Here is a 24,971-nt window from a genome sequence, read left to right on the forward strand (position 1 = left end):
CCCTTGGAGTTTCTCCCCGATTTCGGCAGCGCGCTTTACACGCTGGTGGCCTTCGTCGTCGCGCTGATGATCATCGTGACGGTGCACGAGTTCGGCCATTACATCGTCGGCCGCTGGTCGGGGATCAAGGCCGAGGCCTTCTCGATCGGCTTCGGGCCGCGGCTGCTGTCGCGCGTCGACAAGCACGGCACGCGCTGGCAGGTCTCGGCGATCCCGCTCGGCGGCTACGTCAAGTTCCTCGGCGATGCGAATGCCGCCTCGGCGGGCGCCGACGAGGGCGCGATGGCCGGGCTCAGTCCCGAGGAAAAGCGCCACACCATGCACGGTGCACCGCTCTGGGCACGGGCGGTGACGGTGGCGGCGGGGCCGGTGTTCAACTTCGTGCTGTCGATCGCGATCTTTGCCGGCATGATGATCTGGACCGGCACCGCGACCGATGTGCCGACGGTGGGGCAGCTTGCGGTTCTGCCGGGCGGCACGGGCGATCTGCGCGTCGGCGACCGGGTGCTGGCGATCGAGGGGCGCGACACGCCCGATTACGCGACGCTGAGCGCGGTGACGGATGAGCTGCCGTCGCAGCCTGCGCTCACCTGGCGGGTCGAGCGCGACGGGCAGCCGGCCGAGGTCAGCGGGCCGCAGCTGTTCCCGCCGCGGCTGAGCGGGGTGGTGCCGTCTTCGGCGGCCTATGCCGCGGGGCTGGCTGCGGGCGACGTGGTCACCGCGATCGACGGCGCGCCGGTCTGGCGCTTTACCGATCTGCAGCAGAAGGTGACGGCCAGCGAAGGCGCCCCCGTGGCGCTGACGGTCTGGCGGCCGGGCAAGGACGGGGCCGAAACGCTTCAGATGACGCTGACCCCGCGCCGCACCGACGTCCCGACCGCTGCGGGGGGATTCGAAACGCGCTGGATGATCGGCGCAACGGGCGAGCCGGTCTTCACCCCGCGCACCCGCCCGACCGGCGTGGTCGAGGCGGTGAAGGGCGGGGCGGTGCAGACCTGGGAGGTTGTCGCCTCCTCGGTCTCGGCGCTCAAGCACATGATTCTCGGTCAGATCTCCTCGTGCAACCTGCATGGCGCAATCGGCATTGCGCAGGGCTCGGCGGCGGCGGCGAAGGCGGGCACCGCGAGCTTCATCTGGTTTGTCGCGGTGCTGTCGACGGCCGTCGGCTTCCTGAACCTGTTCCCGATTCCCGTGCTCGACGGCGGGCATCTGATGTTCCACGTCTGGGAGGCCGTCACCGGCAAGCCGCCGTCGGACCGGGCGATGAACCTGCTCACCGCGCTCGGCCTGTCGCTGGTGCTGACGATGATGCTGTTCGGGCTGTGGAACGACATCTTCTGCCCCTGAGCGCCGCTGAGCGCCGCGCCGGCGCGACCTGGCCGCAATTCGGCCACAATGATCGACTATCTGAAGCTGCGCGGAAGGTCCGCACGCAGGAGGGGTCGATCATGCAAATGATGCTCGCAGACAGCCATCGCGGCCTGTCGCTCGTCGTCGATCTGGCGCTTGATCGCCTGATGGCCCCGGCTGCAATCCTGATCGCGCTGATGATCGGCGGGGTGCTCGGCTACGAGTTGGTCCAGCTCTTCGGCCCGGCCGCAGGCTCGCCCTATCAGCTCTGATCCGGAAGCGGTTTCTCCGTCCCGGACCGCGCGCCGCACCATGCCCGCCATGGCGCGGCAGGCGGCTTTGTGCCGGCTCGGCGGGCAATGGCGCAACGCCCCGGAACGAATGCCGCCAAGGCGGCGATTCCGACATCTTGCGGTTTTGACAAGCTTCCCCTTTCCAGCTACTCACGATCTTGCAGTCTGAGAGAAATACAGGGCGGGGTGACAGGCAATGACGAACCGGCGGAAGAACGCATTTCTCGGGCGTTCCCTTCTCACGACCCGGCTTGTCGCGGTGACGCTTCTGGGCGGCGGTTTCGCCGCAGCGTTGCCGCCGGTGGCGGCGATGGCGCAGGAATATCGCTTTTCGCAGGTGAAGATCGAAGGCAACGACACGATCGAGGCGGCGACGATTCTCGCCTATGCCAAGATCGCGCGCGGCTCGGCGGTGAGCGCGGCGCAGCTCAATGACGCCTATCAGCGGATCCAGGGCTCGGGCCTGTTCGAAAAGGTCGATCTGGTGCCGCAGGGCAGCACGCTGGTGATCCGGGTGCAGGAGTTCCCGAGCGTCAACATCGTCTCCTTCGAAGGCAACAAGGTGCTGAAGGATTCGGTCCTTGCCTCGCAGGTCAAGACGCAGCCGCGCAAGGTCTACAACCCGGCGATGGTCGAGGCCGACGCCGCCTCGATCGCCAAGGGCTATGCCGATGCCGGGCGCCCGAACGTCCGCGTCGATCCGAAGGTGATCAAGCGCCCGAACAACCGCGTCGACGTCGTGTTCGAGGTGAAGGAAGGCTATGTTTCGGAAGTGGAGCGCATCAGCTTCACCGGTAACACCGCCTATTCCGATCGTCGTCTGCGCGACGTGCTGCAGACCAAGCAGGCGGGCATCCTGCACCGGCTGATCCAGCGCGACAGCTTCGTCGCCGATCGCGTCGATCTCGACCGCCAGCTGCTGACCGACTTCTACCACTCGCGCGGCTACCCCGACGTGCAGGTCACCGGCGTGTCGTCGGAAATGGCGCGCGACCGCCAGGGCTTCTTCATGACCTTCAACATCCGCGAAGGTCAGCAGTATCACTTCGGCAAGATCAGCACCGTCTCCGAGGTGCCCGAGCTTGACGCGAAGGACTTCGAGAAGCTCGCGAAGATCCGCGAAGGGGTGATCTATTCGCCCACGGCCATCGACCTCGCCATCACCCGGATGGAAGAGACGGCGCTGCGCAAGGGGGCGAACTTCGTGCGCGTCGATCCGCGCATCACCCGCGATCCGAAGACCCAGACCCTGAACGTCGAATTCGCGCTGGTGCGCGGCGAGCGCGTCTTCGTCGAGCGCATCGACATCGAGGGCAACACCACCACGCTCGACAGCGTGGTCCGGCGCGAGTTCCACACCGTCGAAGGCGACCCCTTCAACCCGCGCGAGATCCGCAACTCGGCGGAACGCATCCGCGCGCTTGGCTTCTTCACCAAGGCCGATGTGAACACCCGTCAGGGCTCGGGCCCCGATCAGGTCATCGTCGACGTCAACGTCGAAGAGCAACCCACCGGCTCGCTCAGCTTCGGTGCAAGCTATGGCGCCTCGTCGGGCTTTGGGGTGAACGTCGGGCTGCAGGAATCGAACTTCCTCGGCCGCGGCCAGTATCTCGGCGTGCAGATCGGCACGACCTCGGGCACGCAGCAAAGCGATCTCGACTTCATCGAGCCTTATCTGCTCGGGCGCGACCTGAAGTTCCGCTATCACATGTGGTACAATACCACCGATAACGACAACTCCGATTATTCGACGCGCCGGCAGGGGATCTCGCCCTCGATCGAGTTCCCGCTGGCCGAGAATTCCCGGCTCGAGTTGCGCTACACCTTCAGCCGCGACAAGCTCTATGGCCTGACCGCGTATAACCCGGATCCGGACGGCGATCCGTCTACGAACGACGCCACCGGCTCCTCGCCGATCCTGACCCGGGAAGCGGGCGAGAAGGACACCTCGTCGCTCGGCTACAGCTACACCTGGGACACGCGCCGCACCGGCATCGACCCGCGCTATGGCTTCACCTTCAAGCTGTCGCAGGATCTCGCGGGCTTCGGCGGCGATGTCGACAGCCTGACCTCCACCGCTCTGCTGCGCGCCGAGCGCAAGGTCTGGAACGAGGAGGTGACGCTGCGCGCCGAGCTGGAAGGCGGCATGGTGAACAAGCGCAGCAACACCAAGCTGACGCTGCTCGACCGTTTCTCGGGCAACGGCAAGATCCGCGGCTTCGAATCGAACGGCTATGGCCCGCGCGACCTCACCGCGCCGAACAAGGATGCGCTCGGCGGCAAGTATTTTGCCGCGCTGCGGATGGAGAGCGAATTCCCGATCGGCATTCCCGAGGAATACGGCGTCACCGGCGGCCTGTTCTGGGATATCGGCTCGCTCTGGGGGCTGGATGATACCGCCGGCGCGACCGGCACTGTCGACGACAGCATGCACCTGCGCTCGGCGGTCGGCTTCTCGGTGTTCTGGCGTTCGGCAATCGGCCCGCTGCGTCTGAACTTCTCGAAGGCGATCAAGAAGGAAGACTACGACAAGGAACAGAACTTCGACCTGACGATCTCGACGCAGTTCTGAGGCCGGGCGATGCGGATCTTGTCGCGTTTCATCGGGGGGCCGGGGCTTCGCCTCGGCCTCGTCGTGCTTTCGGCGGGGCTTGCCGGCCTCGCCGCGGTGCCGGTCTCCGCGCAGCAGGCGCAGGGCCATGGCGACACGGTGATCCGCGTGCCAAGCCCGGTGCTGACCCTCGACTGGGAGGCCCTGTTCGAGGCGACCCGCTGGGGCAAGCGCATCCGCGCCGATCTCGCCAACGAGTCGCGGGCGCTGTCGGACGAGAACAACCGCATCGCCGACGACCTGATCGCCGAGGAGAAGGCGCTGACCGAACGGCGCGCGACGATGGACCCGAAGGCCTTCCGCGCCGAGGCAAACGCCTTCGACGAGCGCGCGACGGGCATTCGCAACGCGCAAAAGGCGAAGGCGCAGGCGCTGTCGCGGCGGTTCGAAGAGGACCGGCAGGCCTTCCTCGAGGCGGTGACGCCGATGCTCGATGACATCTTGACGAAACGCGGCGCGGTTGTCGTGCTTGACCGGCGGGTGATTATCCGCGGGCTGGCCGAGGCCGACGTCACCGACGATCTGGCCCGCCTCGTCGACGAGAAGGTGGGCGACGGACCGCCGCCGGCCGGGACGCCGGCTCCCGGCCCCGGCACCGAGGGGGCCGCGGCACCCGGGACGGCGGCGCCTGAAACTCCCGCCGCGCCGGCCACTCAGGGCAACTGAGGCCGCCCGCATTCTTGCCAAGCGGCGCCTGCGTTGTTAGCAAGGCTCGACCGCGGACGCTTGATGATCAAGGACAGATGATGACCGAACCCGCCCCCCATACCTTTGCCGATCTCAGCCTGATCAAGCGGATCATTCCGCACCGATACCCGTTCCTGCTGGTCGACAAGGTGCGCGACATCGTGCCCTTCGAGTCGGCCGTCGGCATCAAGAACGTCACCTGCAACGAGCCGCATTTCCAGGGCCATTTCCCGGACGAGCCGGTGATGCCCGGCGTCACCATCGTCGAGGCGATGGCGCAGACCGCGGCGATCGTCGTGGGGATCTCGCTCAACGTCATCGACAAGCCGCTCGCCACCTATTTCATGGGCATCGACGGGGTGAAGTTCCGCCGCAAGGTGGTGCCGGGCGACGTGCTCGAGATGCATGTGAAGGTGAAGCGCGGCGGCGGCAGGATCTGGAAGTTCGAGGGCCAGGCGCTGGTCGACGGCCAGCTTGCCGCGCAGGCGGAATTCACCGCGATGATGGACCTCAAGGCCTGATCCATGAGCATTGATCCGGGCGCCGTCATTCATCCTTCCGCCGTCATCGAAGAGGGCGCCTCGATCGCCGCGGGGGTCCATATCGGCCCGTTCTGCCATATCGGGCCCGAGGTCGTGCTTGCCGAGGGCGTCGAGCTGAAGTCGCATGTGGTGGTCTCCGGGCTGACCGAGATCGGCGAGGACACCACCGTCTTTCCCTTCGCCTCGCTCGGTCAGGTGCCGCAGGACCTGAAATACAAGGGCGAGAAGACCCGCCTGGTGATCGGCAAGCGCAACCGGATCCGCGAATATGTGACGATGAACCCCGGCACCGAGGGCGGCGGCGGCGTCACCCGGGTCGGTGACGACGGGCTGTTCATGTCCTCGAGCCATGTCGCCCATGACGTCACCATCGGCAACCGGGTGATCCTGGTGAATTCGGTCGCGATCGCCGGGCATTGCCACATCGAGGATGACGTGATCGTCGGCGGGCTGTCGGGCGTGCACCAATGGGTGCGCATCGGCCATGGCGCGATCATCGGCGCGCTGTCGATGGTGACCTCGGACGTGATCCCGCATGCGCTCGTTGCCGGGCCGCGGGCGCAGCTCGAGGGGCTGAACCTCGTCGGGCTGAAACGGCGCGGTGTGTCGCGCGCCGAGATCGGCGCGCTGCGCGAGCTTTACATGGCGCTGTCCGAAGGCAATTTCCGCGAACAGGCACGCAAGCTGCATGACGAGGGCACCGACAGCGCGCTTGCCCGCGAGGTGCTTGATTTCATTCTCGGTCCGTCGGACCGCAGCTTCCTGACGCCGCGATGAGCGCCGGCTCCGAAACCGCGCTGATCGCGGGGACGGGCGGGCTGCCGGCGCTGCTGGCGGCGGCGGCGCCGGGGATGCTGGTGTGCGAGCTTGACGGCTTTCCCTCGGCTGTGCCGGGGGCCGAGCCGCTGCGCTTCCGCATCGAGCGGCTGGTGCCCTTCCTTGACGCGCTCGTCGCGCGGGGCGTGTCGCGGGTCTGCTTTGCCGGCGCGATCCGCCGCCCGAAGATCGAACCCGAGATGTTCGACGCGCAGACCGCAATGCTGGTGCCGCGGCTCGTCGGCGCGATGCAGGCGGGAGATGACGCGACGCTGCGCGCGGTGATCGAGCTGTTCGAGGACTGGGGCCTTGTCGCCGTCGGGGCCGACGAGATCGCGCCCGCTCTGGTGCCGGGCGCCGGCGTGCTGACCGGCGCCGTGACCGCGGCGGACGAGGCCGACGCCGAGCGTGCGGCGGCGATCGTCGCCGCGCTCGGTTCGGTCGATGTCGGGCAGGGCGCGGTTGTCGCGCGCGGGCTCTGCCTTGCGGTCGAGAGCCTGCCGGGCACCGATGCGATGCTTGATTTCGTCGCCGGATATCGTGCGCTGCACCCCGCACCGGCGGGCGGGCTGTTCTTCAAGGCGCCGAAACCCGGGCAGGACCGGCGCATCGACCTGCCGGCGATCGGGCCGCAAACGGTGGCGAAGGCCGCCGCGGCGGGGCTTTCCGGCATTGCCTTCGAGGCGGGGGGGGTGCTGCTCCTTGACCGCGCCGCGACCGTCGCCGCGGCCGAGACCGCCGGCATTTTCCTGTGGGGGCGGGCAGGATGAGGCTGTTCCTGGTCGCGGGCGAGGCTTCGGGTGACAAGCTCGGCGCGGCGCTGATGGCCGGGATGAAGGCGCTTGCGCCGGGCGTCGAGTTCGCCGGCGTCGGCGGCCCGCTGATGGAGGCCGAGGGCCTCGTCAGCCTGTTCCCGATGGAAGAGCTCTCGGTGATGGGCCTCGCCGAGGTGCTGCCGAAATATCGCCAGCTCAAGCGCCGCATCGCCGAGACCGCGCAGGCGGTGCTCGGGGCCGCGCCGGCCGCGCTTGTCACCATCGACAGCCCCGACTTCTCGCTGCGCGTCGCCCGCCTCGTCAAGGCGGCGCGGCCGGATCTGCGCACCATCCATTACGTCGCGCCCTCGGTCTGGGCCTGGCGCCCCGGGCGCGCGGCGAAGATGGCGCAGGTGATCGACCACGTTCTGGCACTGTTGCCGTTCGAGCCGCCCTATATGGAAGCCGCCGGCATGAGCTGCGATTTCGTCGGCCATCCGGTGGTCGCCGAGCCGCGGGCGAGTGCCGTCGAGGCCGCGCTGTTCCGCGAGCGCCATGGCATCGGCGACGAGCAGCCGCTGGTGCTGTGCCTGCCCGGTTCGCGCCGCGGCGAGGTCGAGCGGCTCGGGCCGCGCTTCGACGAGGCGCTGATGCGGCTGCGTGACCGCGAACCCGGGCTGCGGGTGGTGCTGCCGACGGTGCGCGGCGTCTCCTCGCTGGTGCGCGAAATGACCACGCGCTGGCCGGTCGCGCCGATCGTCGTCGAGGAGGCGGCGGACAAGCGTGCGGCCTTCGCCGCGGCGGATCTGGCGCTGGCTGCCTCGGGCACGGTCAGCCTGGAACTTGCGGCAAGCCGCACGCCGATGGTGATCGCCTATGACGCGAGCTTCCTGACCTGGCACATCATCTGGCGGATGCTGCGGATCGACACGGTGACGCTGGTCAACCTGGTGTCCGAGACCCGGGCGATCCCGGAATTCCTCGGCCCCGAGTGCCGGCCAGACCGGATCTGCCGCGCCCTCGTGCGGCTTCTGGAAAGCCCCGAGGCGCGGGCCGATCAGCACGCGGCGATGGAGGAAACGATGCGCCGCCTTGGCGAAGGCGGCGAGGCGCCGGGGCTGCGCGCGGCGCGCTCGGTGCTGGCGGCGATCGAACGGAGGGGGTGATGCGGGGCGTTTGGGCGTTTGGGCTGCTCGCGGTGCTGGCGGCACCGGCATGGGCCGGAGAGGGAACGTCGGCGATCGAGGAGCCGGCGGGCGAGGCGATCTGGGAGGCAAGCTGCGCGCGCTGCCACCGCGATGCGGACAAGGCGCTTGCCCGCGTGAGCTGGGCGCTGACCGGCCAGCTGCCGCCCGAGCGCGCGGTCTGGCTGCGCGATTTCATCCTGAACCACCACCCGCCGGCGCATGACAGGATCGAGGCTCTGGCCGGCTGGCTGGCGCAGCGCTGAGCCTCACGCCTTCTCGAGCGGGATCACATCGACTGCCTGGCGGGTCTCGTGGCCGCCCGCGGTGCGCATCACGCCGCGCACCGGGGCGACGTCGGAATAGTCGCGGCCGATGGCGATGGTGACGTAATCGTCGCCGGCGAACTGGTCGTTCGTCGGGTCGAACTCGATCCAGCCGGCCTCGAAACCGACCCAGGCCCGGACCCAGGCGTGCATCGCATCCGCGCCCTCGAGCCGCGGCTTGCCGGGCGGCGGGAAGGTGCGCAGGAAGCCCGAGACATAGCCCGCCGGAATGCCGATGCCGCGCAGCGCGGCGATCATGATATGGGTGAAGTCCTGGCACACGCCGCGGCGCTGCGCGAAGGCCTCGCGCGCCGAGGTGTCGACGGTGGTCGCCTCGGCGTCGAAGGTCATCGCCCGGTTCAGTGCGCGCCCGATCGCCACCACCGCCTGCTGCGCCGTCATCGCGGCCGTCAGCTGCTTGCGGGCGAAGGCCGTGGTCTCGGTCATCGGCGCGACGCGGGGGCTTGCGCCCAGAAAGTGGTGCGGCACCTCGGGGGCGAGGCTCTGCTGCGCCTCGATCTCGGCGGGCAGCCGGTCGAGCAGGGCGGAGAGGTCGCCGCTCGGCGCCGCGGTGCGGCGCTCGACCTTGGCGGCGAGCTGGAACGAGACCGCACCGATCGGCGCATGCCAGGCGACGGAGGTCGTCGGGTTGCCGAAGAAATCAATCGCCTCGCGCCGCTCGTCGGGCATCGGCTCGACCGTCAGCAGCCGCGACAGCACCCGCTGCCGGCCCGGGATATCGGAGGGCAGCAGCCGCACCAGATTGCGGATGTGATCCGAGGGTGCGGCATAGTCATAATCGATCGCGAGCCTGATTTCATACAGCATGTCAGTCCCTTACCGCAGATACGCCGCGCCGATGAGATCCGAGATCCCGGCCAGATCGCCGCGCAGGGCCGACAGCCGCCCGGTGTCGATTTCGGCCGGTGTGGCGATCAGCAGCGCGCTTTCCACCGGCACGATCGCGCGCAGCAGCGCCGTCAGCCGGCCGTTCTCGCGCGCATCCGGCAGCGCCTCGGCGAGGTAGCGCAGCCGCTGCACCTGGAACAGGATCGCGCGCGGGTTGTCGGCGTCGAGCGCGAGCAGATCGACGACGGTATCGCGCGAGGTCTCGACCCGGTAGCGGCGCTGGTGGGTGATGACGCTGTCGGCGACCTCGACCGCCATGTCGAGCGAGCCCTCGGGCGCCTCGGCATCGGCAAAGGTGGCCAGCAGCGCGGCAAGCGAATCCGCCCGCTCAAGCGCGCGGCCGAAGCTGAGGAAGCGCCAGCCCGAGAAGCGATACATGTTCTCGTGCACGAGGCCGGAAAAGCCGGTGATCTTGCGCAAAAGCACCGACATCGCGCGCGCCGCGTCATCGCCGGGCTGCGCCGTGGTGGTCATCCGCCGCGCCGTCTTCAGCATGTCGTTCAGCGCCGCCCAGCCATCGGTCGAGAACCGGTCGCGCACCTTGCCCGCGCAGCTGCGCGCCGCCTCGAGCCGGTCGATCAGCGCCGCCGGCACCGGTTCGGCGAGGTCATAGCCATAGCCGGTGAGGAACTCATCGAGCCGCAGCAGACGCGCGTCATTCGGGTTGTCGGTGGCGGCCAGACGCAGGTGATAGGCGCGGATCAGGCGGATCGCGTCTTCGCTGCGCTCGACGTAGCGGCCGAGCCAGTAAAGGTTGTCGGCGGCGCGCGAGGGCAGGATCGCGGTGGTGGCGCGGTGGAAATCGGGCGTCGGGCGCGGCGCGAGGGTCTCTTGCGGCACCGGCCGGTCCGAGACCACCCAGACGTCGGCGACCGAGCCGCCGCGCTGCATCGCCAGCGCCGTCGCGTCGCCCGACTTGCCGATCCGGGCATAGCCGCCCTGCATGAAGCGCCAGCCCCGCGGCGTGCGCGCGGCAAAGATGCGGATCGTCATCGGCCGCGGCTCGACCCGGCCGCCATCCTCGGCATCGACCCAGACGGGGGTCGTCGACAGCGTCACCGCCTCCTGGCCCACAAGCCCCTGACCCTCGCGCTCGAGCCAGTCGGCGATCGAGCGGGTGCCGCCGTCGCGGAAGGCGCCGCCGCGCGCGGTCTCGGCGCCGATGTCGAAGGGCAGGTCGCAGGCATAGGCCGGGCCGATCATCATCCGCGCGGCATTGTCGCGGACATAGGCGCGCTCGGTGTCGCCGCCGCACCACCAGGTGGCGATGTTCGGCAGTTTCAGCGGCCCGCCCGCCAGCACCTCGGCGATGCGCGGCAGGAAGGCCATCATCGCCCGCATCTCGAGCACGCCCGAGCCGAGCGCATTGACGAGGGCAAGGTTGCCAAGCCGCACCGCCTCCATCAGCCCCGGCGTGCCGATCCGGCTTGACGGATCGAGCTCGAGCGGGTCGGCGAAGACGCCGTCGATGCGCCGCCACAGCACGCCCAGCGGTTGCGGCCCCTCGATCGTGCGCACCATCGCCTGACCGTTCTCGACCAGCAGGTCCTCGCCCTCGAGCAGCATCAGCCCGAGGTAGCGCGCGATATAGGTATGTTCGTAATAGCTGTCATTATGCGGGCCGGGGGTGAGGATCCCCGCCGCCCGCTCGCGCCCGCCCGCCCCCTGCGCGAGCCGCTGCAGCGCCTCGCGATAGGCGCCGAAGAAGCCCGCGAGGCGGTGGATATGCGCCCGCGGGAAGCGTTCGGGGAAGATCCGCCCGGTCGCCATCCGGTTTTCCAGCGCAAAGCCCGCGCCCGAGGGCGCCTGCGTGCGGTCGCCAAGCACCAGCCACGACCCGTCGGGCGAGCGGCCGACCTCGAAGGCGAGGAAATGCAGGTAATGGCCGCCGCGCGGCGGCACGCCGACCATCGGCCGTAGCCATTGCCGCGAGCCCGCGACCAGCTCGGCCGGCAGATGGCCGTCGCGCACCAGCCGGCCCTGGCCGTAAAGATCGGCCATGACTTCCTCGAGCAGGTCGGCACGCTGCGCCAGCCCGTCGCAGATGCCCTGCCATTCGTCCTCGTGCAGGATCACCGGGATATGGCTGAGCGGCCATTCCCGTTCCTGCAGCGGGTCGTTCGAATATTGCCGGAAGAACACCCCGGCATCGCGCAGATAGAGATTGCCGCGCTCGAAACGCGCGGCAATCTCGTCACGGTTGAGGCGCGAGAACCGGTCGACGAAGCGGCGCCAGACCGGCCGCATCCGGCCCTCGGCGTCGAACAGCTCGTCCGCGACGCCCGGGGTGAGCCGGTAATCGGAGAACAGGTCCGGTGCAGGGGGCGTCGGGGCGGGCTCGGTCATGATTCATTTCTGGCTCTTTGGTCAGACAAGTCCGATGGGCCGGCGCAGGTCCAGCGTCAAGGGGAATTCCGGATGCGGGGTCTCGCTGGCGGGGTCATAGACGCCGCCGGTGTGGCCGAAGGGCTCGAACCGGGCCAGGCGCCGCGCCTCGGCCTCGTAGGCATTGACCGGGAAGGTGTCATAGTTGCGCCCGCCCGGATGGGCGACGTGATAGGTGCAGCCGGCAAGCGCGTGCCCCGTCCAGGTGTCGTAGATGTCGAAGACGAGCGGCGCATTCACCGGCAGCGTCGGGTGCAGCGCCTCGGGCGGCTGCCAGGCCTTGAAGCGCACGCCGCCGACCGAGACGCCGGAGGTCTGGGTTCTGGCCATCGGCACGGGGCGGCGGTTGCACATCACCTTGTAGCGGTCCTGATGGAGCGTGGTCAGCTTCACCTGAAGCCTTTCGACCGAGCTGTCGGTGTAGCGCACGGTGCCCCCGATCGCGCCGGTTTCGCCCAGCACATGCCAGGGCTCGAGCGCCTGACGCACCTCGAGATGCACGCCCTCGGCCTGGATCTGGCCGCAGAACGGGAAGCGGAACTCGGCCTGTGCCTCGAACCAGGCCGGATCCATCTCGAAACCGTGGTTCTTCAGGTCGGAAAGCAGGCTGAGCAGGTCCTCCCACAGGTAGTGCGGCAGCATGAAGCGGTCATGCAGCACCGTGCCCCAGCGGACCGGCCGGCCCTCGACCGGGGCGATCCAGCAGCGCGCGATCAGCGCCCGCAGCAGCAGTTGCTGCGCCAAAGACATGCGCGGATGCGGCGGCATCTCGAAGCCGCGGAACTCGACCAGGCCGAGCCGGCCGGTCGGCCCGTCGGGCGAATAGAGCTTGTCGATGCAGATCTCGGCGCGGTGGGTGTTGCCGGTGACATCGGTCAGCATGTTGCGCAAGAGCCGGTCGACCAGCCAGGGCGGCGGCGTCATCCCCTTCCAGGGCGGCGTGATCTGCGAAAGCGCGATCTCGAGCTCGTAGAGCGTGTCGTGGCGCGCCTCGTCGAGGCGCGGGGCCTGAGAGGTCGGGCCGATGAAGAGGCCGGAGAACAGGTAGCTCAGGCAGGGATGGCGCTGCCAGATCAGGATCAGCGATTTCAGCAGGTCGGGGCGGCGCAGGAACGGGCTGTCGTTCGGTGTCGCGCCACCGACGACGACATGGTTGCCGCCGCCGGTGCCGGTGTGGCGGCCGTCGATCATGAACTTGTCGGCGCCAAGGCGCGACAGCCGCGCCTCCTCATAGATCGCCTCGGTGGTGGCGACGCAATCCTCCCAGCTGTGGGCGGGGTGGATGTTGACCTCGATCACCCCGGGATCGGGGGCGACGCGGATCACGTTCAGCCGCGGGTCATGCGGCGGCGCATAGCCCTCGATGTGAATGGGCAGGTTCAGCTCGGCTGCCGTCGCCTCGGCGGTGGCGATCAGTTCGAGATAATCCTCGAGCGTGTCGCAGGGCGGCATGAACAGGCACAGCCGGCCGTCGCGCGGCTCGATCGCGATCGCGGTGCGCACCGCGCCGATTGCGGGATCGATACCATCGCCGAGATGGGCGTCCTGCGGCACCCATGTCTGCCGCTCCGCCTCTTTCGCGCCGGGGCGGAAGCCCTGCGCATGGCCCGGCGTCACCTCGGGCATCAGCGCGGCGCGCTCGACCTCTTCCTGGGCGAGGCGGTCGATCTCCTCCTGGATCTTGCGGCGCCGCTCTGCGACCACGGCCTGATAGTCGGGCAGCGGCGCGTGCGGCACTGTCGGATCGGCCGGGTAGCTGTAGGGGTATTGCGCCGGCGGGATGTAGGGCAGCGAGCCGAGCGGCAGGCGGAAGCCCACCGGGCTGTCGCCCGGGATCAGGAAGATATGGCCGCGGCGCGGCTTCCACAGTTCGGAGCGCCAGTGCGACGGCCTGTCGGCCGATTGCCACCAGCGCTGGATCGGCAGCACATAGCCCGAGGGCTCGGTCAGGCCGCGATTGAAGACGCGGGCATAGCGGGCGCGGTCTTCGGCGTTCTTCAGCTTGGAATTCTCCGGCGAGACATTCGGCGGCAGGTTGGCTTCCTTGAGGATCCACTCGGCCGGATCCTCGTAGGCGGGCTGGGCATAATTGCCGTCGAGCCCGAGCTTCGTCGCGAAGGTCGACATGAATTTGCCGGCCTCGGACGCCCCCATCTGCCGCGGCGCATCCTCGCGTGCGATCAGTTCGGAATTCGTCCACACCGGCAGCCCGTCGTTGCGCCAGTAAAGCGAGAAGGTCCAGCGCGGCAGGCTCTCGCCCGGATACCACTTGCCCTGGCCGTAATGCAGGAAACCGCCCGGCGCGAAGCGCCGCTTCAGCCGGCGGATCAGGGTATCGGCAAGGCCGCGTTTCTGCGGGCCGACGGCGTCGGTGTTCCATTCGGCCGATTCGAAATCATCGACCGAGACGAAGGTCGGCTCGCCGCCCATGGTCAGCCGCACATCGCCCTCGCGCAGGGTGTCGTCGACCTTGCGGCCAAGCGCATTGAGCCGCTCCCAGGCCTCGTCCGAGAACGGCTTGGTGATCCGCGGGTGTTCGGCCACACGCTTGATCTTCATGTCGAAATCGAAGCTGACCTCGGGCGTGCCGATGGCGGAGAAGCCGCCGACGATCGGCGCGGCATTGCGGAAATGCGGCGTAGCGGCAAGCGGGATATGGCTTTCGCCGGTGAGCAGCCCCGAGGTCGGGTCGAGCCCGATCCAGCCGGCGCCGGGCAGGAACACCTCGCACCAGGCGTGCAGGTCGGTGAAGTCGTGGTCGGTGCCCGCGGGCCCGTCAAGCGCGACGACATCGGGCTTGAGCTGAATCAGGTAGCCCGAGACGAAGCGCGCGGCAAAGCCGAGATGGCGCAGCGCCTGCACCAAGAGCCACGAGCTGTCGCGGCACGAGCCCGAGCGCAGCGCGAGCGTCTCGTCGGGGGTCTGCACGCCGGGCTCCATCCGGATCGTGTAGTTGATCCCGCGCGCGATCCGGGCATTCAGCGCGACGAGGAAGTCGACGGTGCGGGTCTTTGAATAGTCGATCGTGCCGAGCAGCTGGGCCAGCAGCGGCCCCTCGGGCTCGGGCGTGCGGTAGATCGACAGGTCGTCGCGCAGCTCCTCGGGATAGTCGAAGGGCCAGAACTCGGCGCTTTCCTCGACGAAGAAGTCGAAGGGGTTGTAGACCGTCATGTCGGCGACGAGATCGACCTCGATCTTCAGCTCGGTCACCGGCTCGGGGAAAACGAAGCGGGCCAGCCAGTTGCCGTAGGGGTCCTGCTGGTGATTCACGAAGTGCCCGCCGGGCGAGATCTTCAGCGAATGCGAGATCACGCGGGTGCGCGAATGCGGCGCGGGACGCAGGCGGATGATCTGCGGGCCCAAAGTGACGGGCCGGTCATACTTGTAATGCGTCAGGTGATAGATGGATGCGTAAATCGCCATGGTCGCGCCTTCTTCGTTCGGTGCGGCCAGATTAGGGGATGGCCCTGACACCACCACCCCAAACGCATGACGGGCGGGCCCGAAAGCGACGGCAGCGGACGGGGCGCTTAAAAAATGGGCGGCCGCTGGCCGGCGCCGGGCCCGGCAATCTTCGCCCCGGACGGGGTTTTCCCTTTTGCACTCAAGGCGCTATATCAGGGCGCGTGGCAGTATGCGCAGAAGAGGCTGGGATGCGGGAGAAAGCGAAGGCGTTGGTCCTGGCGGTGTTGATCGGCGCGGCGGGGGCCGGGGGCTTCACTGCGCTCGGCGTGCCGGCGGGGGCACTGATCGGAGCGAGCCTTGCGGTGGCGCTGGCGGCGGCAGCGAACGTGCCGGTCGATGTGCCGGCGCGGCTGCGCGACGTCGCCTTTTGCGTGATCGGGATCTCGCTCGGCTCGGGCATCGACCCCGACATCGGGCACCGGGTGATCGCCTGGGGGCTGAGCCTCGGCTTTCTGGTGCTGTCGCTGATCGTCACGCTGGCCTGCGGCGCGCTCGTGCTGACGCGCGGCTTCGGCTACACCCGCGAGACCGCGGTTCTGGCCACGGCCCCGGGCACGATGTCGAACGTGATTGCGCTGGCGCTCGAGGGGCGGGGCGATGTCAACGCGATCATGGTGTTGCAGATCGTGCGGATGCTGGTGCTGGTGGCGCTGGTGCCGCCGCTGGCCACGCTGCTCGATACCGCGCCGGCGGCGCCCGTGCTGCGCGCGGCGATGCCGGTTGCCGCCTTCGCGCTGCTGCTGGCAGCGGCCTATGGTCTTGGCTTTCTCGGGCAGCGGCGGGGCGTGCCGGCGGCCTGTCTGCTTGCCGGGCTGGTGCTGAGCGGCGGCGGCCATGCGGCGGGGCTGGTGCAGGGCGCGGCGCCGGCCTGGGCGCTGTTTGCAGGCTTCACCCTGACCGGCGCGACGCTCGGCACCCGGCTGACCTCGGTCGGGCTGGTGGCGATTGTGCGGATGGCGAAGGCGGGGGCGGCGCTCGTTGCCACCACGCTCGCCGTCTCCTTCGTCTTCGCGGCGCTGACCTCGGCGGTCACCGGGCTGCCGCTCGCCGAGGTCTGGATCGCCTTCGCGCCGGGCGGGGTCGAGGCGATGGCGGCGATCGGCCTCTCGCTCGGCTTCGACCCGGCCTATGTCGCGCTCCATCACTTCGCCCGCATCCTGACGCTGATCGTGCTGGTGCCGCTCGCCACCCGGGGCGGGCGGAGCGGAGCCTGATTCGGCGGCATGCCGAAACGAAAAAGCGCCGCAGGGGCGGCGCTTGTTTCCGGGCAGCGATTGGAGGGGGGGCGTCTCAGCCGTTCCAGGTGCGGACCTGGCCGCAATCCATGTGCACGAAGTTCGAGCGCATGTAGCGGCCGACGCCGCCGGCGTGGCAGGCCGCTGCCGCGGCATAGATCTGCGGCACCGAGCGCGACTTCAGCCGCAGATCGGCGGCCATGCCCTTCATGTGCAGCGAGTTCTTTGCCACCCCGCGCGAGCGGGCGCGCAGCATCGCATTGGTCGCCGGCGAGCGATAGCCCGACAGCATCATATAGGGTTCGCCGGTGTCCATCAGCCGATGCGAGGCGGCGGCGATGTCGACCGTGCGCGGGTCGATCACGACCTTCTGGTCGGTCCGCCAGTCGCGCATGAAATGGTTGATTTCCTTGAGCGCCTCGGGGACGTATTCGCCCTCGATCCAGTAGATCGTGTCGATGCTCTCGCCGGTGCGGCCGGAATACATCTTGATGCGTCGGATATCACCGGCTCCGCGCAGAAAGCCGAAGGCGTTCGATGCGGTCGGCGCGGCCGTGACAGCGGTCGCTGCGAAGGCTGCAAGAAGCCCGCGGCGGGAAAGTGTCGTCATGCTCATATCCAGTTCGCCTGTCCTGTCGTTCGAGGGTGCCGTCATTCGACGTGCGGTTGAAACCTGCCTCCCCCTTACCATGGCATAGTTATGGCACAGCCTCTGTCGCGTTCCAATCGCGGAATCCGGATCGAAAAGCGCAAGGGGGAAAATCGGCAGTTTTCTGCTCAAAATTCTTGCCTGTTGCCCGACCGTCGCAGTGCTGTGCCTTCGACGCCGCAGCCGGGGCTGCTTTGTTGCGCAGATCTGGACAGTGCCGGGGTTTTGCAGGACTCTGGGAACATTGATGTTTCAGGGGGAACGGGACAGATGTGGGGTGCGATGCGCGGTGTCGGCGGCGCGGCGCTGCTGGCGGCCTTGATGGCGGGCACGGCGATCGGCGGGACGATGGCGCCAACCGTCGCCGACGCGCCGATGATGGATGGCTTCGCGCAGGCGGTGGCCGAGGGCGTGGCAAGCGACGAGAGACTCGCCGCCTTCTATGCCGGGCGCAGCTATGCCCCGATCTGGACCACCGGCGCCGATGCCGACCGCCGCGCGGCGTTCTTTGCCGCGCTCGACACCGCCGGCGCCCATGGCCTGCCGGTCGAGCATTACGATGCCGCGGGACTGCGCGCGCGCTTCGCCACGATCCGCTCCGAGCGCGAGCGTGGCCTGCTCGAAGCCGAGATGTCGCGGACCTGGGCCGCCTATGCGCATGACGTCTCGAACGGCGTGCTCGAACCGAAGAAGATCGACCCGGGCCTCGTGCGCGAGATCCCGCGCCGCGACACCGCCGAGCTGATCGCCGGCTTTGCCGCCGCCGAGGCGCCGGCACGCTACCTGCGCGACCTCGCCCCGAGCGCGCCGCAATACGCCCAGCTGATGCGCGCGCGGCTTGACCTTGCGGCGCAGATCGCGGCGGGCGGCTGGGGCGCGGCGGTGCCGGCGACGGTGCTGCGCCCGGGCGAGAGCGGCACCGCGGTGATCGCGCTGCGCGACCGGCTGCAGGCGATGGGGTATCTTGGCCGCTCGGCAAGCGCGCGCTACGACGTGGCGCTGCAAAAGGCGGTGCAGCAATATCAGATCGACCTTGGTCTCAAGTCCGACGGCGTCGCCGGCGAGGCGACGCTGGCCGAGATCAACCGCAGCCCCGAGGAACGGATGGGCGCGATCCTTGTCGCGATGGAGCGGCTGCGCTGGATGAACGGGATCGACCTTGGCGCGCGCCACATCTGGGTGAACATCACCGATTTCTCCGCCCGCATCGTCGATCACGGCAAGACCACCTTCGAGACGGTGACCGTCGTCGGGCAGAACCAGGCCGACCGCCGCACGCCCGAATTCTCCGATCAGATGGAGATGATGGTGATCAACCCGAGCTGGTCGGTGCCGCGCTCGATCACCGTCAAGGAATACCTGCCGATGATGCAGCGCAACCCGAACGCGGCGGCGCACATCAACCTCGTCGACAGCCGCGGTCGCACCGTGCCGCGCTCGGCGGTGAATTTCGCCGCCTATACCGCAAAGACCTTCCCCTTCGCGATGCGACAGCCGCCATCCGACGGCAATGCGCTCGGCCTGGTGAAGTTCCTGTTCCCGAACCCCTGGAACATCTACCTGCACGACACGCCGTCGAAGTCGCTGTTCAGCAAGGACGTGCGCACCTTCAGCCATGGCTGCGTGCGGGTCGGCAAGCCGTTCGAGCTGGCCTATGCGCTGCTCGCGCCGCAGGCGCCCGACCCCGAGGCCTATTTCCAGAGGATCCTCGCCACCGGGCAGGAGACGACGGTGCGGCTGGACACGCCGGTGCCGGTGCATCTGGTCTATTTCACCGCCTGGCCGACGGCGAGCGGGCGGATGGAATATCGCCGCGATGTCTACGGCCGCGATGCGGCGCTCTTTGCCGCGCTCGAGAAGGCAGGGGTGGAATTGCCCGTGCTCCCGAACTAGATCGGGGACGGGCGCTTGCGCCCGCAGGCGATGATTTCGAGGAGGCAAGCATGGCACAGACGGTTGAAACCATTGCGCGGGCACTGAATGCGCGGGCGGAGGGCGATCTGAGCCTGCCGATCGACGGCGCCTCCGAGCCCGCCGCCGCCGGCCCGCGCCAGCTTGCCCTGGCGATGAGCCCGAAATACGCCGATGGTATCCGGGCGGGCGAGGCGCGCGTGGCGCTCTTGTTCGAGGGCGCCGACTGGCGCTCCTACGGGCTCGAGGCCGCGATCTTCGTCGCGCGGCCCCGGCTGGCCATGGCGGGGCTTTCGAAAGCCTTCGATCCGGGCCCCGAGATCGCGCCCGGCATCCATCCCTCGGCGGTGATCGACGCCAGTGCCGAGATCGGCGAGAACGCGGCGATCGGTCCCTTCGTGATGATCGGGCGCGGCGTGACGATCGGCGCGAACGCCCGGATCGGAGCCCAGGTGGTGATCGCCGAGGGGGCCCGGATCGGCGCCGACGCGCTGATCCTCTATGGCGCCAAGATCGGCGCGCGGGTGGTGATCGGCGATCGCTTCATCTGTCAGCCCGGCGCGGTGATCGGTGCCGACGGCTTCTCTTTCGTCACACCGGAGAAATCGGGGGTCGAGGAGATCCGCGAGACGCTTGGCGAACGCGCCCATTTCAACGACCAGCACTGGCACCGCATCCATTCGCTCGGCACCGTCGAGATCGGTGACGATGTCGAACTCGGCGCCAATGCTTGCATCGACCGCGGCACGGTGCGCGCGACCTCGGTCGGGCGCGGCACCAAGATCGACAACCTCGTGCACATCGGCCACAATGTGCAGGTCGGCGAGGATTGCCTGCTGTGCGGTCAGGTCGGCATCGCCGGTTCGACCCGGATCGGCGACCGGGTGGTGCTGGCGGGGCAGGTGGGCGTCTCCGACAACATCTTCATCGGCGACGACGTGATCGCGGGCGGCGCCACCAAGATCCTGTCGAACGCGCCGGCCGGGCGCGTGCTGCTCGGATATCCGGCGATCAACATGAAGACCCATGTCGAGGCATGGAAAAATATCCGCCGCTTGACGAGATTGTTTGCACAGGTGGCCGAGCTTCGCGAAACTGTTGCAAAGCTGTCCGAGAAGAGGGGCGGAAATTAACGGCAGATGAGGCCAGACGTGCAAGACCAGATCATTTCCATCATCGCCCGCGAGGCGGTGCTCGAGCCTGCGGAGGTGCGCCCCGAGATGACGCTCGAGGAGCTGGGGCTCGACAGCCTCGGTCTCGTCGAGATGATCTTCGCCATCGAGGAGACCTTCGGCGTTTCCGTACCCTTCAACGCCAACGAGCCGGCGCAGACCGATTTCGACATTTCCTCGGTCGGCGCGATCGTGCGTGCGGTCGAGCGGCTGATCTCCGGGCCTTCGGCGGCGGCGGCGGTTGCCTGAGCCGATGCGGCGCGTTGTCATCACCGGGGCCGGGACGGTCAATGCCCTGGCCCGGGACCTGCCGGGAACCCTTGCGGCCATGGCCGAGGGGCGCACGGGGATCGGTCCGCTCGACTTGCCCGATGTCGACAGGCTGTCGATCCGGATCGGGGCGCAGGTGACGGGCTGGGAGCCCGAGGCGCTTTTCGACCGCACGAAGCTTTCCCTCTATGACCGTTTCACCCAGTTCGCCCTTGTTGCGGCGGGCGAGGCGATGGCTCGGGCCGGGCTTGCGGCGGTGCCGGGCGATCCGGTCCGCTGGGGCTGCGTGATGGGCACCGCGGGCGGCGGCAACGGCACGGTGAACGACGCCTTCCGCGCCGTCTTTGCCGAGGGCAAGAACCGCGTCCATCCTTTCACCGTGCCGCGGCTGATGAACAACGCCGCCGCCTCGCATATCACCATGGCCTGGGGGCTGATGGGGCCGGCCTTCTCGGTCGCCACCGCCTGCGCGAGTTCGAACCACGCGATCGGCCTCGCGTTCCAGATGATCCGTACCGGCATGGTCGACGGGATGCTGGCGGGCGGCTCGGAAGCGATGCTGAATTTCGGCGGGCTGAAGGCCTGGGAAGGGCTGCGGGTGATGTCGCCCGAGGGCTGCCACCCGTTCAGCCTCGGCCGCACCGGCATGGTGCAGGGCGAGGGCGCGGCCGTCTTCGTGCTTGAGGAGTACGAGGCGGCGCGGGCGCGTGGCGCCGAGATCCTGGCCGAGATCCGCGGATTCGCGATGACCTCGGATGCGGGCGACATCGTCATGCCCTCGGTCGATGGCGCGGCGCGGGCGATGCGCGGCGCGCTTGCCGATGCCGGCATCGCGCCCGGCGAGGTCGGCTATATCAACGCCCATGGCACCGGCACCGCGGCGAACGACCGCACCGAGGCCGCGGCGATCCGCGCGGTCTTTGGCGATGCACCGCCGCCCGTCTCCTCGACCAAGGCGATGCACGGGCACTGTATCGGTGCGACCGGGGCGATCGAGCTGCTCGGCTGTCTGCTCGCGCTGCGCGACGGGGTGCTGGCGCCGACGCTCGGCTTTCAGGCGCCCGATCCCGACTGCCCGCTCGACGTGGTGCCGAATGCGGCGCGCAAGGCCGATGTCCCGGTTGCGATGTCGAACGCCTTCGCCTTCGGCGGGCTGAACGCGGTGCTGGTGCTGAGCCGGGGGTGAAACGGAAAACGCCTCCCCGAGGGGAGGCGTTTCAAACCCTTGCGGGCCATCTGCAGACGCAGCTTACTGCTTCTTGGGCTCGACCACGGTGGCAGTGCTGGTCTTCGTCACCGCCTCATAGGCAGCGGTGAAGCCCTTGAGCGAGATCGCCACGGTAACCGGGTGATCGGGGGCCGCGACCGGGACCACCGTCATCGACACCTTGTTGCCCTTCTTGAAGGTGGCAAGTTCCTCGGCGGTCAGGCCGACGCGGGCGAAGCAGCCCACCGGCGCGCAGAAGGTGAAGGGATAGGAGCGCGGCTCGTTGGTGTCGATCTTCAGCACCACGCCCTGTGTCAGCAGCGTCTCGAGCGGGGTCATGATCGTCGCACCGGCCACGGCCTTGGCGCTGCCGGTCAGCGCCACCAGCGAGATATCGGCGACGTTGTTGCCCTTCTCGTCCTTCAGCAGCTGGTACATCTGGCACGGATCGTTGCCGTCCTCGGTGTGGACGCATTGCAGCGACCAGTCATCGAAGGTCTTGGCGATATAGGTCGAGCCGGGGCCATCGGGCTTCTTGTCGGCGGCCGGGGCCTGGGCCTGGGCCGGGGCAGGGGTCTGCGCCGTGGCATCGCCGGCGGCGGGGGCGGTCGCGGCCGGAGCCTCGGCCGCCGGGGGGGTCGTCGCGGCGCCGTCGGTCGCGGTGGCGTCCTGCGCGAAGGCTGCCGGGGCGGCAAGGCCCAGGACCAATGCGATCGCGAGGTGTTTCGTCAGCTCAGTCATTTTAGCCTTCCATGCTGAACAGGTGTCCCCGCGCCATTAGCACGCCGGCTCGCGGCTGTCAGCGGGCAAAACTGCGCGGAGGCGGTCCGGGCGGCGGCGGCGCATTACAGTTGCGTGAACAGCAGGTGATGCCGGAGGCAGAAGAAAAGGGCCCCGAATGTGGAGCCCTTTCCATCTTTCCCCCTGTCGGACCGGCCGACTTTGTCATTGGGATGAACGCTAAAACGGAACGAAAATTTCGTCAACAGTCAAATGAAGGTTCTGTAAACACCTGTTTTCGTGAAAGAATGCTGCACCGGAGCGGGTGCGGCCAGTCAGGCGGAGAGAAAAGCCCCGGCGCCGCCGCAAGTCGCTGCCGGGCAGGTTCGGGCTGGCACCGGGAGGTTAAATTTGTATTCTGCCCGGTAACGATGGTGCGCGCCCCGGCCGGGGCGCTGGCGTGTGAGGGACGGATGACGGGTGTTCTGACCGAGGCGGGGATCTTTGTCGGCGGCGGCGGCGAGGGGCACGCGCTGCCACAGCAGCTGCTGCTCAAATACGGCAACCGGCACGGGCTGGTGGCGGGGGCGACCGGCACCGGCAAGACCGTGACGCTGCAGGTGCTGGCCGAGGCCTTCTCGACCGCCGGCGTGCCGGTTTTCATGGCCGACGTGAAGGGCGATCTGGCCGGCATCGCGATGCCGGGCACGGCCGCGGGCAAGCTGCACGAGGCCTTTGCCGCCCGCGCCGCGACGATCGGCTATGAGCTTGCCTATCGCGACTTTCCGGTCACCTTCTGGGATCTCTTCGGCGAGCAGGGCCACCCGGTGCGCACCACGGTCTCGGACATGGGGCCCTTGCTGCTGTCGCGCCTGCTCGGCCTGACCGACGCGCAGGAGGGGGTGCTGAACATCGCCTTCCACGTTGCCGACAGCGAGGGGCTCGCGCTGCTCGACATGGCCGATCTGCGGGCGATGCTGGTGAATGTGGGCGAGCGCGCCGACGAGCTGTCGCTGCGCTATGGCAATATCGCGCCGCAATCGGTGGGGGCGATCCAGCGCGCGCTTCTGGTCCTCGAAAACCAGGGCGCGGTGAAATTCTTCGGCGAGCCGGCGCTCGATCTCGCCGACATGATGATCCCGGCGCCTGACGGGCGCGGCCGGGTCAATGTGCTGGCCGCCGACAGGCTGATGGGCAGCCCGCGGCTCTACGCCACATTCCTGCTCTGGCTGCTGTCCGAACTTTTCGAACAGCTGCCCGAGGTCGGCGACCCGGATAAGCCGAAATTCGTCTTCTTCTTCGACGAGGCGCATCTTTTGTTCGACGACGCGCCGAAGGCGCTGGTCGACAAGGTCGAGCAGGTGGCTCGGCTGATCCGCTCGAAGGGGGTGGGGGTCTATTTCGTCACCCAGAACCCCGCCGACGTGCCCGAGGACATCCTCGGCCAGCTCGGCAACCGGGTGCAGCACGCGCTGCGCGCCTTCACCGCGCGCGATCAGAAGGACCTGAAACGCGCCGCCGAAAATTACCGCGCCAACCCGCGCTTCGACACCGAGGACGCGATCCGCGAGGTCGGCACCGGCGAGGCGGTGACCTCCTTCCTCGAGGCGAAGGGCGTGCCCGGCGTGGTCGAACGCACCCTGGTGCGCCCGCCGCAATCGCGCCTCGGCCCGCTGAGCCCCGAGGAGCGCCGCGCGATCCTCGCGTCCTCGCCCTTCGGGCTGAAATACGACAAGGTGGTCGACCGCGAGTCGGCCTACGAGATCCTGACCGCGCGCGCCGCCGCCGCGGCAAAGGACGCCGCCGAGGCCGAGGCGACGGCGCAGAAAGCCGACAGCACCGGGGAGGCGCGCGAGTTCCGCAATGCCCGCCGCTATGACGGCGGCGGCAGCGACAAGACGGCCAGGACCGCGCCGCGGCGCAGCTCCTCCGCCCGCAACGACAGCCTGCTCGAGACCTTCGGCAAGAGCCTGGTGCGCCAGCTTGGCACGAAGGCCGGGCAGCAGATCGTGCGCGGTGTTCTCGGCACGTTCTTCCGCGCCCGCTGATCAGGCGCCGGGACGCGGCAGCAGCCGCGCCTCGGCCATCATCGCGATCAACAGCTCGATATGCCGCGCCAGGCTGTACTGCGCGCAGCCCTCGCGCCGATGCGCCTCGAGCACCGCCTCCTCGGCAATCAGCGCGCGCAGCGCCGCCTCGGGGGGGGGCGCCTCGGCAAGCCGCATCAGCCGCTTCAGATCGCGCGCGCGGTTGTATTCGCCCTGGCCACAGCGCGCGGCGCGGATCAGCAGACGCGGCCGGCGCAGCGTGGCGATACTGTCGTGAAGGTCGGTCATGGCAGGTCCCCCGTGCAAAGACCGGACCAGCATTACTCAACCTATACGGGTGTTGCGCGAAGCCCCGCAGAACCGCGCGGCCCATATGGAAATCTTTAGAATTTTTAAAGAAATCTGGGGGTCGCCCGAGTTATTAACGAACGGGTAA

The 24,971-nt window shown here is 68.6% G+C and carries 21 protein-coding genes; 15 read left to right on the forward strand and 6 right to left on the reverse strand.

Annotated elements, in window-relative coordinates; translation table 11 throughout:
- The first annotated feature begins 3 nt into the window (after window positions 1-3).
- The 9 genes from rseP to EOW66_RS17125 all read left to right on the forward strand — a co-directional run bounded on the left by rseP (window position 4) and on the right by EOW66_RS17125 (window position 8,504).
- A complete protein-coding gene (rseP, locus tag EOW66_RS17090) occupies window positions 4-1,347 on the forward strand; it encodes an RIP metalloprotease RseP (RefSeq protein ID WP_128157497.1) in 1,344 nt (447 codons plus the stop codon).
- Between the two features lie 101 nt (window positions 1,348-1,448).
- Window positions 1,449-1,622 carry a hypothetical protein gene (locus EOW66_RS20455; protein ID WP_164879964.1) on the forward strand — a complete coding sequence of 58 codons (174 nt, stop codon included), beginning with the start codon at window positions 1,449-1,451 and terminating at the stop codon, window positions 1,620-1,622.
- 217 nt (window positions 1,623-1,839) lie between these two features.
- A complete protein-coding gene (bamA, locus tag EOW66_RS17095; protein ID WP_128157498.1) occupies window positions 1,840-4,215 on the forward strand; it encodes an outer membrane protein assembly factor BamA in 2,376 nt (791 codons plus the stop codon).
- Between the two features lie 9 nt (window positions 4,216-4,224).
- On the forward strand, window positions 4,225-4,920 hold the full coding sequence (locus EOW66_RS17100) for an OmpH family outer membrane protein (protein WP_128157500.1): 696 nt from the start codon (window positions 4,225-4,227) through the stop codon (window positions 4,918-4,920).
- Window positions 4,921-5,000: 80 nt separating this feature from the next.
- A complete protein-coding gene (gene fabZ, locus EOW66_RS17105; RefSeq protein WP_128157502.1) occupies window positions 5,001-5,462 on the forward strand; it encodes a 3-hydroxyacyl-ACP dehydratase FabZ in 462 nt (153 codons plus the stop codon).
- A 3-nt stretch (window positions 5,463-5,465) separates the two neighbouring features.
- On the forward strand, window positions 5,466-6,260 hold the full coding sequence (gene lpxA / locus EOW66_RS17110) for an acyl-ACP--UDP-N-acetylglucosamine O-acyltransferase (protein WP_128157504.1): 795 nt from the start codon (window positions 5,466-5,468) through the stop codon (window positions 6,258-6,260).
- A complete protein-coding gene (locus EOW66_RS17115; RefSeq protein ID WP_128157506.1) occupies window positions 6,257-7,069 on the forward strand; it encodes an LpxI family protein in 813 nt (270 codons plus the stop codon). Before lpxA ends, EOW66_RS17115 begins: the two co-directional genes overlap by 4 nt.
- A complete protein-coding gene (gene lpxB / locus EOW66_RS17120) occupies window positions 7,066-8,220 on the forward strand; it encodes a lipid-A-disaccharide synthase (protein ID WP_128157508.1) in 1,155 nt (384 codons plus the stop codon). Before EOW66_RS17115 ends, lpxB begins: the two co-directional genes overlap by 4 nt.
- Window positions 8,220-8,504 carry a hypothetical protein gene (locus EOW66_RS17125; protein WP_128157510.1) on the forward strand — a complete coding sequence of 95 codons (285 nt, stop codon included), beginning with the start codon at window positions 8,220-8,222 and terminating at the stop codon, window positions 8,502-8,504. The genes lpxB and EOW66_RS17125 overlap by 1 nt, the downstream gene beginning before the upstream one ends.
- 3 nt (window positions 8,505-8,507) lie before the next feature.
- Here EOW66_RS17125 and EOW66_RS17130 read toward each other — a convergent pair whose 3' ends face one another.
- From EOW66_RS17130 to EOW66_RS17140, 3 genes are read right to left on the reverse strand one after another with little or no spacing between them, the layout of a single operon-like run.
- Window positions 8,508-9,392: a transglutaminase family protein gene (locus EOW66_RS17130; RefSeq protein ID WP_128157512.1), complete on the reverse strand. Its 885-nt coding sequence runs from the start codon at window positions 9,390-9,392 to the stop codon at window positions 8,508-8,510.
- Window positions 9,393-9,401: 9 nt separating this feature from the next.
- Window positions 9,402-11,819 (reverse strand): circularly permuted type 2 ATP-grasp protein, encoded by a 2,418-nt coding sequence (locus tag EOW66_RS17135; protein WP_128157514.1) that lies wholly within the window; start codon window positions 11,817-11,819, stop codon window positions 9,402-9,404.
- Between the two features lie 21 nt (window positions 11,820-11,840).
- The gene (locus EOW66_RS17140; protein WP_128157516.1) at window positions 11,841-15,281 is read right to left on the reverse strand and encodes a transglutaminase family protein; all 3,441 of its coding nucleotides are present in this window, start codon (window positions 15,279-15,281) and stop codon (window positions 11,841-11,843) included.
- Window positions 15,282-15,511: 230 nt separating this feature from the next.
- On the opposite strand from EOW66_RS17140, the gene EOW66_RS17145 reads away from it, so the two are divergent.
- Window positions 15,512-16,537: an AbrB family transcriptional regulator gene (locus EOW66_RS17145; protein ID WP_164881173.1), complete on the forward strand. Its 1,026-nt coding sequence runs from the start codon at window positions 15,512-15,514 to the stop codon at window positions 16,535-16,537.
- A 76-nt stretch (window positions 16,538-16,613) separates the two neighbouring features.
- On the opposite strand, the gene EOW66_RS17150 is transcribed toward EOW66_RS17145, so the two are convergent.
- Entirely contained in the window at window positions 16,614-17,168 is a 555-nt protein-coding gene (locus tag EOW66_RS17150) for a YcbK family protein (RefSeq protein WP_380711056.1), read from the reverse strand.
- 309 nt (window positions 17,169-17,477) lie between these two features.
- On the opposite strand from EOW66_RS17150, the gene EOW66_RS17155 reads away from it, so the two are divergent.
- The 4 genes from EOW66_RS17155 to EOW66_RS17170 are packed head-to-tail and all read left to right on the forward strand — an operon-like array spanning window position 17,478 to window position 21,746.
- The gene (locus EOW66_RS17155; protein WP_128157523.1) at window positions 17,478-19,100 is read left to right on the forward strand and encodes a L,D-transpeptidase family protein; all 1,623 of its coding nucleotides are present in this window, start codon (window positions 17,478-17,480) and stop codon (window positions 19,098-19,100) included.
- Between the two features lie 50 nt (window positions 19,101-19,150).
- A complete protein-coding gene (lpxD, locus tag EOW66_RS17160; protein WP_128157525.1) occupies window positions 19,151-20,251 on the forward strand; it encodes a UDP-3-O-(3-hydroxymyristoyl)glucosamine N-acyltransferase in 1,101 nt (366 codons plus the stop codon).
- 6 nt (window positions 20,252-20,257) lie between these two features.
- Window positions 20,258-20,539: an acyl carrier protein gene (locus EOW66_RS17165; protein WP_128157527.1), complete on the forward strand. Its 282-nt coding sequence runs from the start codon at window positions 20,258-20,260 to the stop codon at window positions 20,537-20,539.
- A 4-nt stretch (window positions 20,540-20,543) separates the two neighbouring features.
- Window positions 20,544-21,746 (forward strand): beta-ketoacyl-[acyl-carrier-protein] synthase family protein, encoded by a 1,203-nt coding sequence (locus EOW66_RS17170; protein ID WP_128157529.1) that lies wholly within the window; start codon window positions 20,544-20,546, stop codon window positions 21,744-21,746.
- Window positions 21,747-21,809: 63 nt separating this feature from the next.
- Here EOW66_RS17170 and EOW66_RS17175 read toward each other — a convergent pair whose 3' ends face one another.
- Entirely contained in the window at window positions 21,810-22,508 is a 699-nt protein-coding gene (locus tag EOW66_RS17175; RefSeq protein WP_128157531.1) for an invasion associated locus B family protein, read from the reverse strand.
- A gap of 452 nt (window positions 22,509-22,960) precedes the next feature.
- Here EOW66_RS17175 and EOW66_RS17180 point away from each other — a divergent pair, with 452 nt between their 5' ends.
- Complete coding sequence (locus tag EOW66_RS17180) at window positions 22,961-24,535, forward strand: helicase HerA-like domain-containing protein (RefSeq protein ID WP_128157533.1); 1,575 nt, start codon at window positions 22,961-22,963, stop codon at window positions 24,533-24,535.
- On the opposite strand, the gene EOW66_RS17185 is transcribed toward EOW66_RS17180, so the two are convergent.
- Window positions 24,536-24,823: a DUF6477 family protein gene (locus EOW66_RS17185; RefSeq protein WP_128157535.1), complete on the reverse strand. Its 288-nt coding sequence runs from the start codon at window positions 24,821-24,823 to the stop codon at window positions 24,536-24,538.
- Between the last annotated feature and the right edge of the window lie 148 nt (window positions 24,824-24,971).

It is taken from the genome of Paenirhodobacter huangdaonensis (assembly GCF_004022465.1).
In the GTDB taxonomy this organism is placed as follows: Bacteria; Pseudomonadota; Alphaproteobacteria; order Rhodobacterales; family Rhodobacteraceae; genus Rhodobacter; species Rhodobacter huangdaonensis.

Bases quoted from the DNA above. Each gene is read 5' to 3' on its own strand.
- EOW66_RS20455 (WP_164879964.1), top strand. From the start codon at position 1,449: ATGCAAATGATGCTCGCAGACAGCCATCGCGGCCTGTCGCTCGTCGTC.
- bamA (WP_128157498.1), top strand. From the start codon at position 1,840: ATGACGAACCGGCGGAAGAACGCATTTCTCGGGCGTTCCCTTCTCACG.
- EOW66_RS17100 (WP_128157500.1), top strand. From the start codon at position 4,225: ATGCGGATCTTGTCGCGTTTCATCGGGGGGCCGGGGCTTCGCCTCGGC.
- fabZ (WP_128157502.1), top strand. From the start codon at position 5,001: ATGACCGAACCCGCCCCCCATACCTTTGCCGATCTCAGCCTGATCAAG.
- lpxA (WP_128157504.1), top strand. From the start codon at position 5,466: ATGAGCATTGATCCGGGCGCCGTCATTCATCCTTCCGCCGTCATCGAA.
- EOW66_RS17115 (WP_128157506.1), top strand. From the start codon at position 6,257: ATGAGCGCCGGCTCCGAAACCGCGCTGATCGCGGGGACGGGCGGGCTG.
- lpxB (WP_128157508.1), top strand. From the start codon at position 7,066: ATGAGGCTGTTCCTGGTCGCGGGCGAGGCTTCGGGTGACAAGCTCGGC.
- EOW66_RS17125 (WP_128157510.1), top strand. From the start codon at position 8,220: ATGCGGGGCGTTTGGGCGTTTGGGCTGCTCGCGGTGCTGGCGGCACCG.
- EOW66_RS17130 (WP_128157512.1), bottom strand. From the start codon at position 9,392: ATGCTGTATGAAATCAGGCTCGCGATCGATTATGACTATGCCGCACCC.
- EOW66_RS17135 (WP_128157514.1), bottom strand. From the start codon at position 11,819: ATGACCGAGCCCGCCCCGACGCCCCCTGCACCGGACCTGTTCTCCGAT.
- EOW66_RS17140 (WP_128157516.1), bottom strand. From the start codon at position 15,281: ATGGCGATTTACGCATCCATCTATCACCTGACGCATTACAAGTATGAC.
- EOW66_RS17145 (WP_164881173.1), top strand. From the start codon at position 15,512: ATGCGGGAGAAAGCGAAGGCGTTGGTCCTGGCGGTGTTGATCGGCGCG.
- EOW66_RS17150 (WP_380711056.1), bottom strand. From the start codon at position 17,168: ATGACGACACTTTCCCGCCGCGGGCTTCTTGCAGCCTTCGCAGCGACC.
- EOW66_RS17155 (WP_128157523.1), top strand. From the start codon at position 17,478: ATGTGGGGTGCGATGCGCGGTGTCGGCGGCGCGGCGCTGCTGGCGGCC.
- lpxD (WP_128157525.1), top strand. From the start codon at position 19,151: ATGGCACAGACGGTTGAAACCATTGCGCGGGCACTGAATGCGCGGGCG.
- EOW66_RS17165 (WP_128157527.1), top strand. From the start codon at position 20,258: ATGAGGCCAGACGTGCAAGACCAGATCATTTCCATCATCGCCCGCGAG.
- EOW66_RS17170 (WP_128157529.1), top strand. From the start codon at position 20,544: ATGCGGCGCGTTGTCATCACCGGGGCCGGGACGGTCAATGCCCTGGCC.
- EOW66_RS17175 (WP_128157531.1), bottom strand. From the start codon at position 22,508: ATGACTGAGCTGACGAAACACCTCGCGATCGCATTGGTCCTGGGCCTT.
- EOW66_RS17180 (WP_128157533.1), top strand. From the start codon at position 22,961: ATGACGGGTGTTCTGACCGAGGCGGGGATCTTTGTCGGCGGCGGCGGC.
- EOW66_RS17185 (WP_128157535.1), bottom strand. From the start codon at position 24,823: ATGACCGACCTTCACGACAGTATCGCCACGCTGCGCCGGCCGCGTCTG.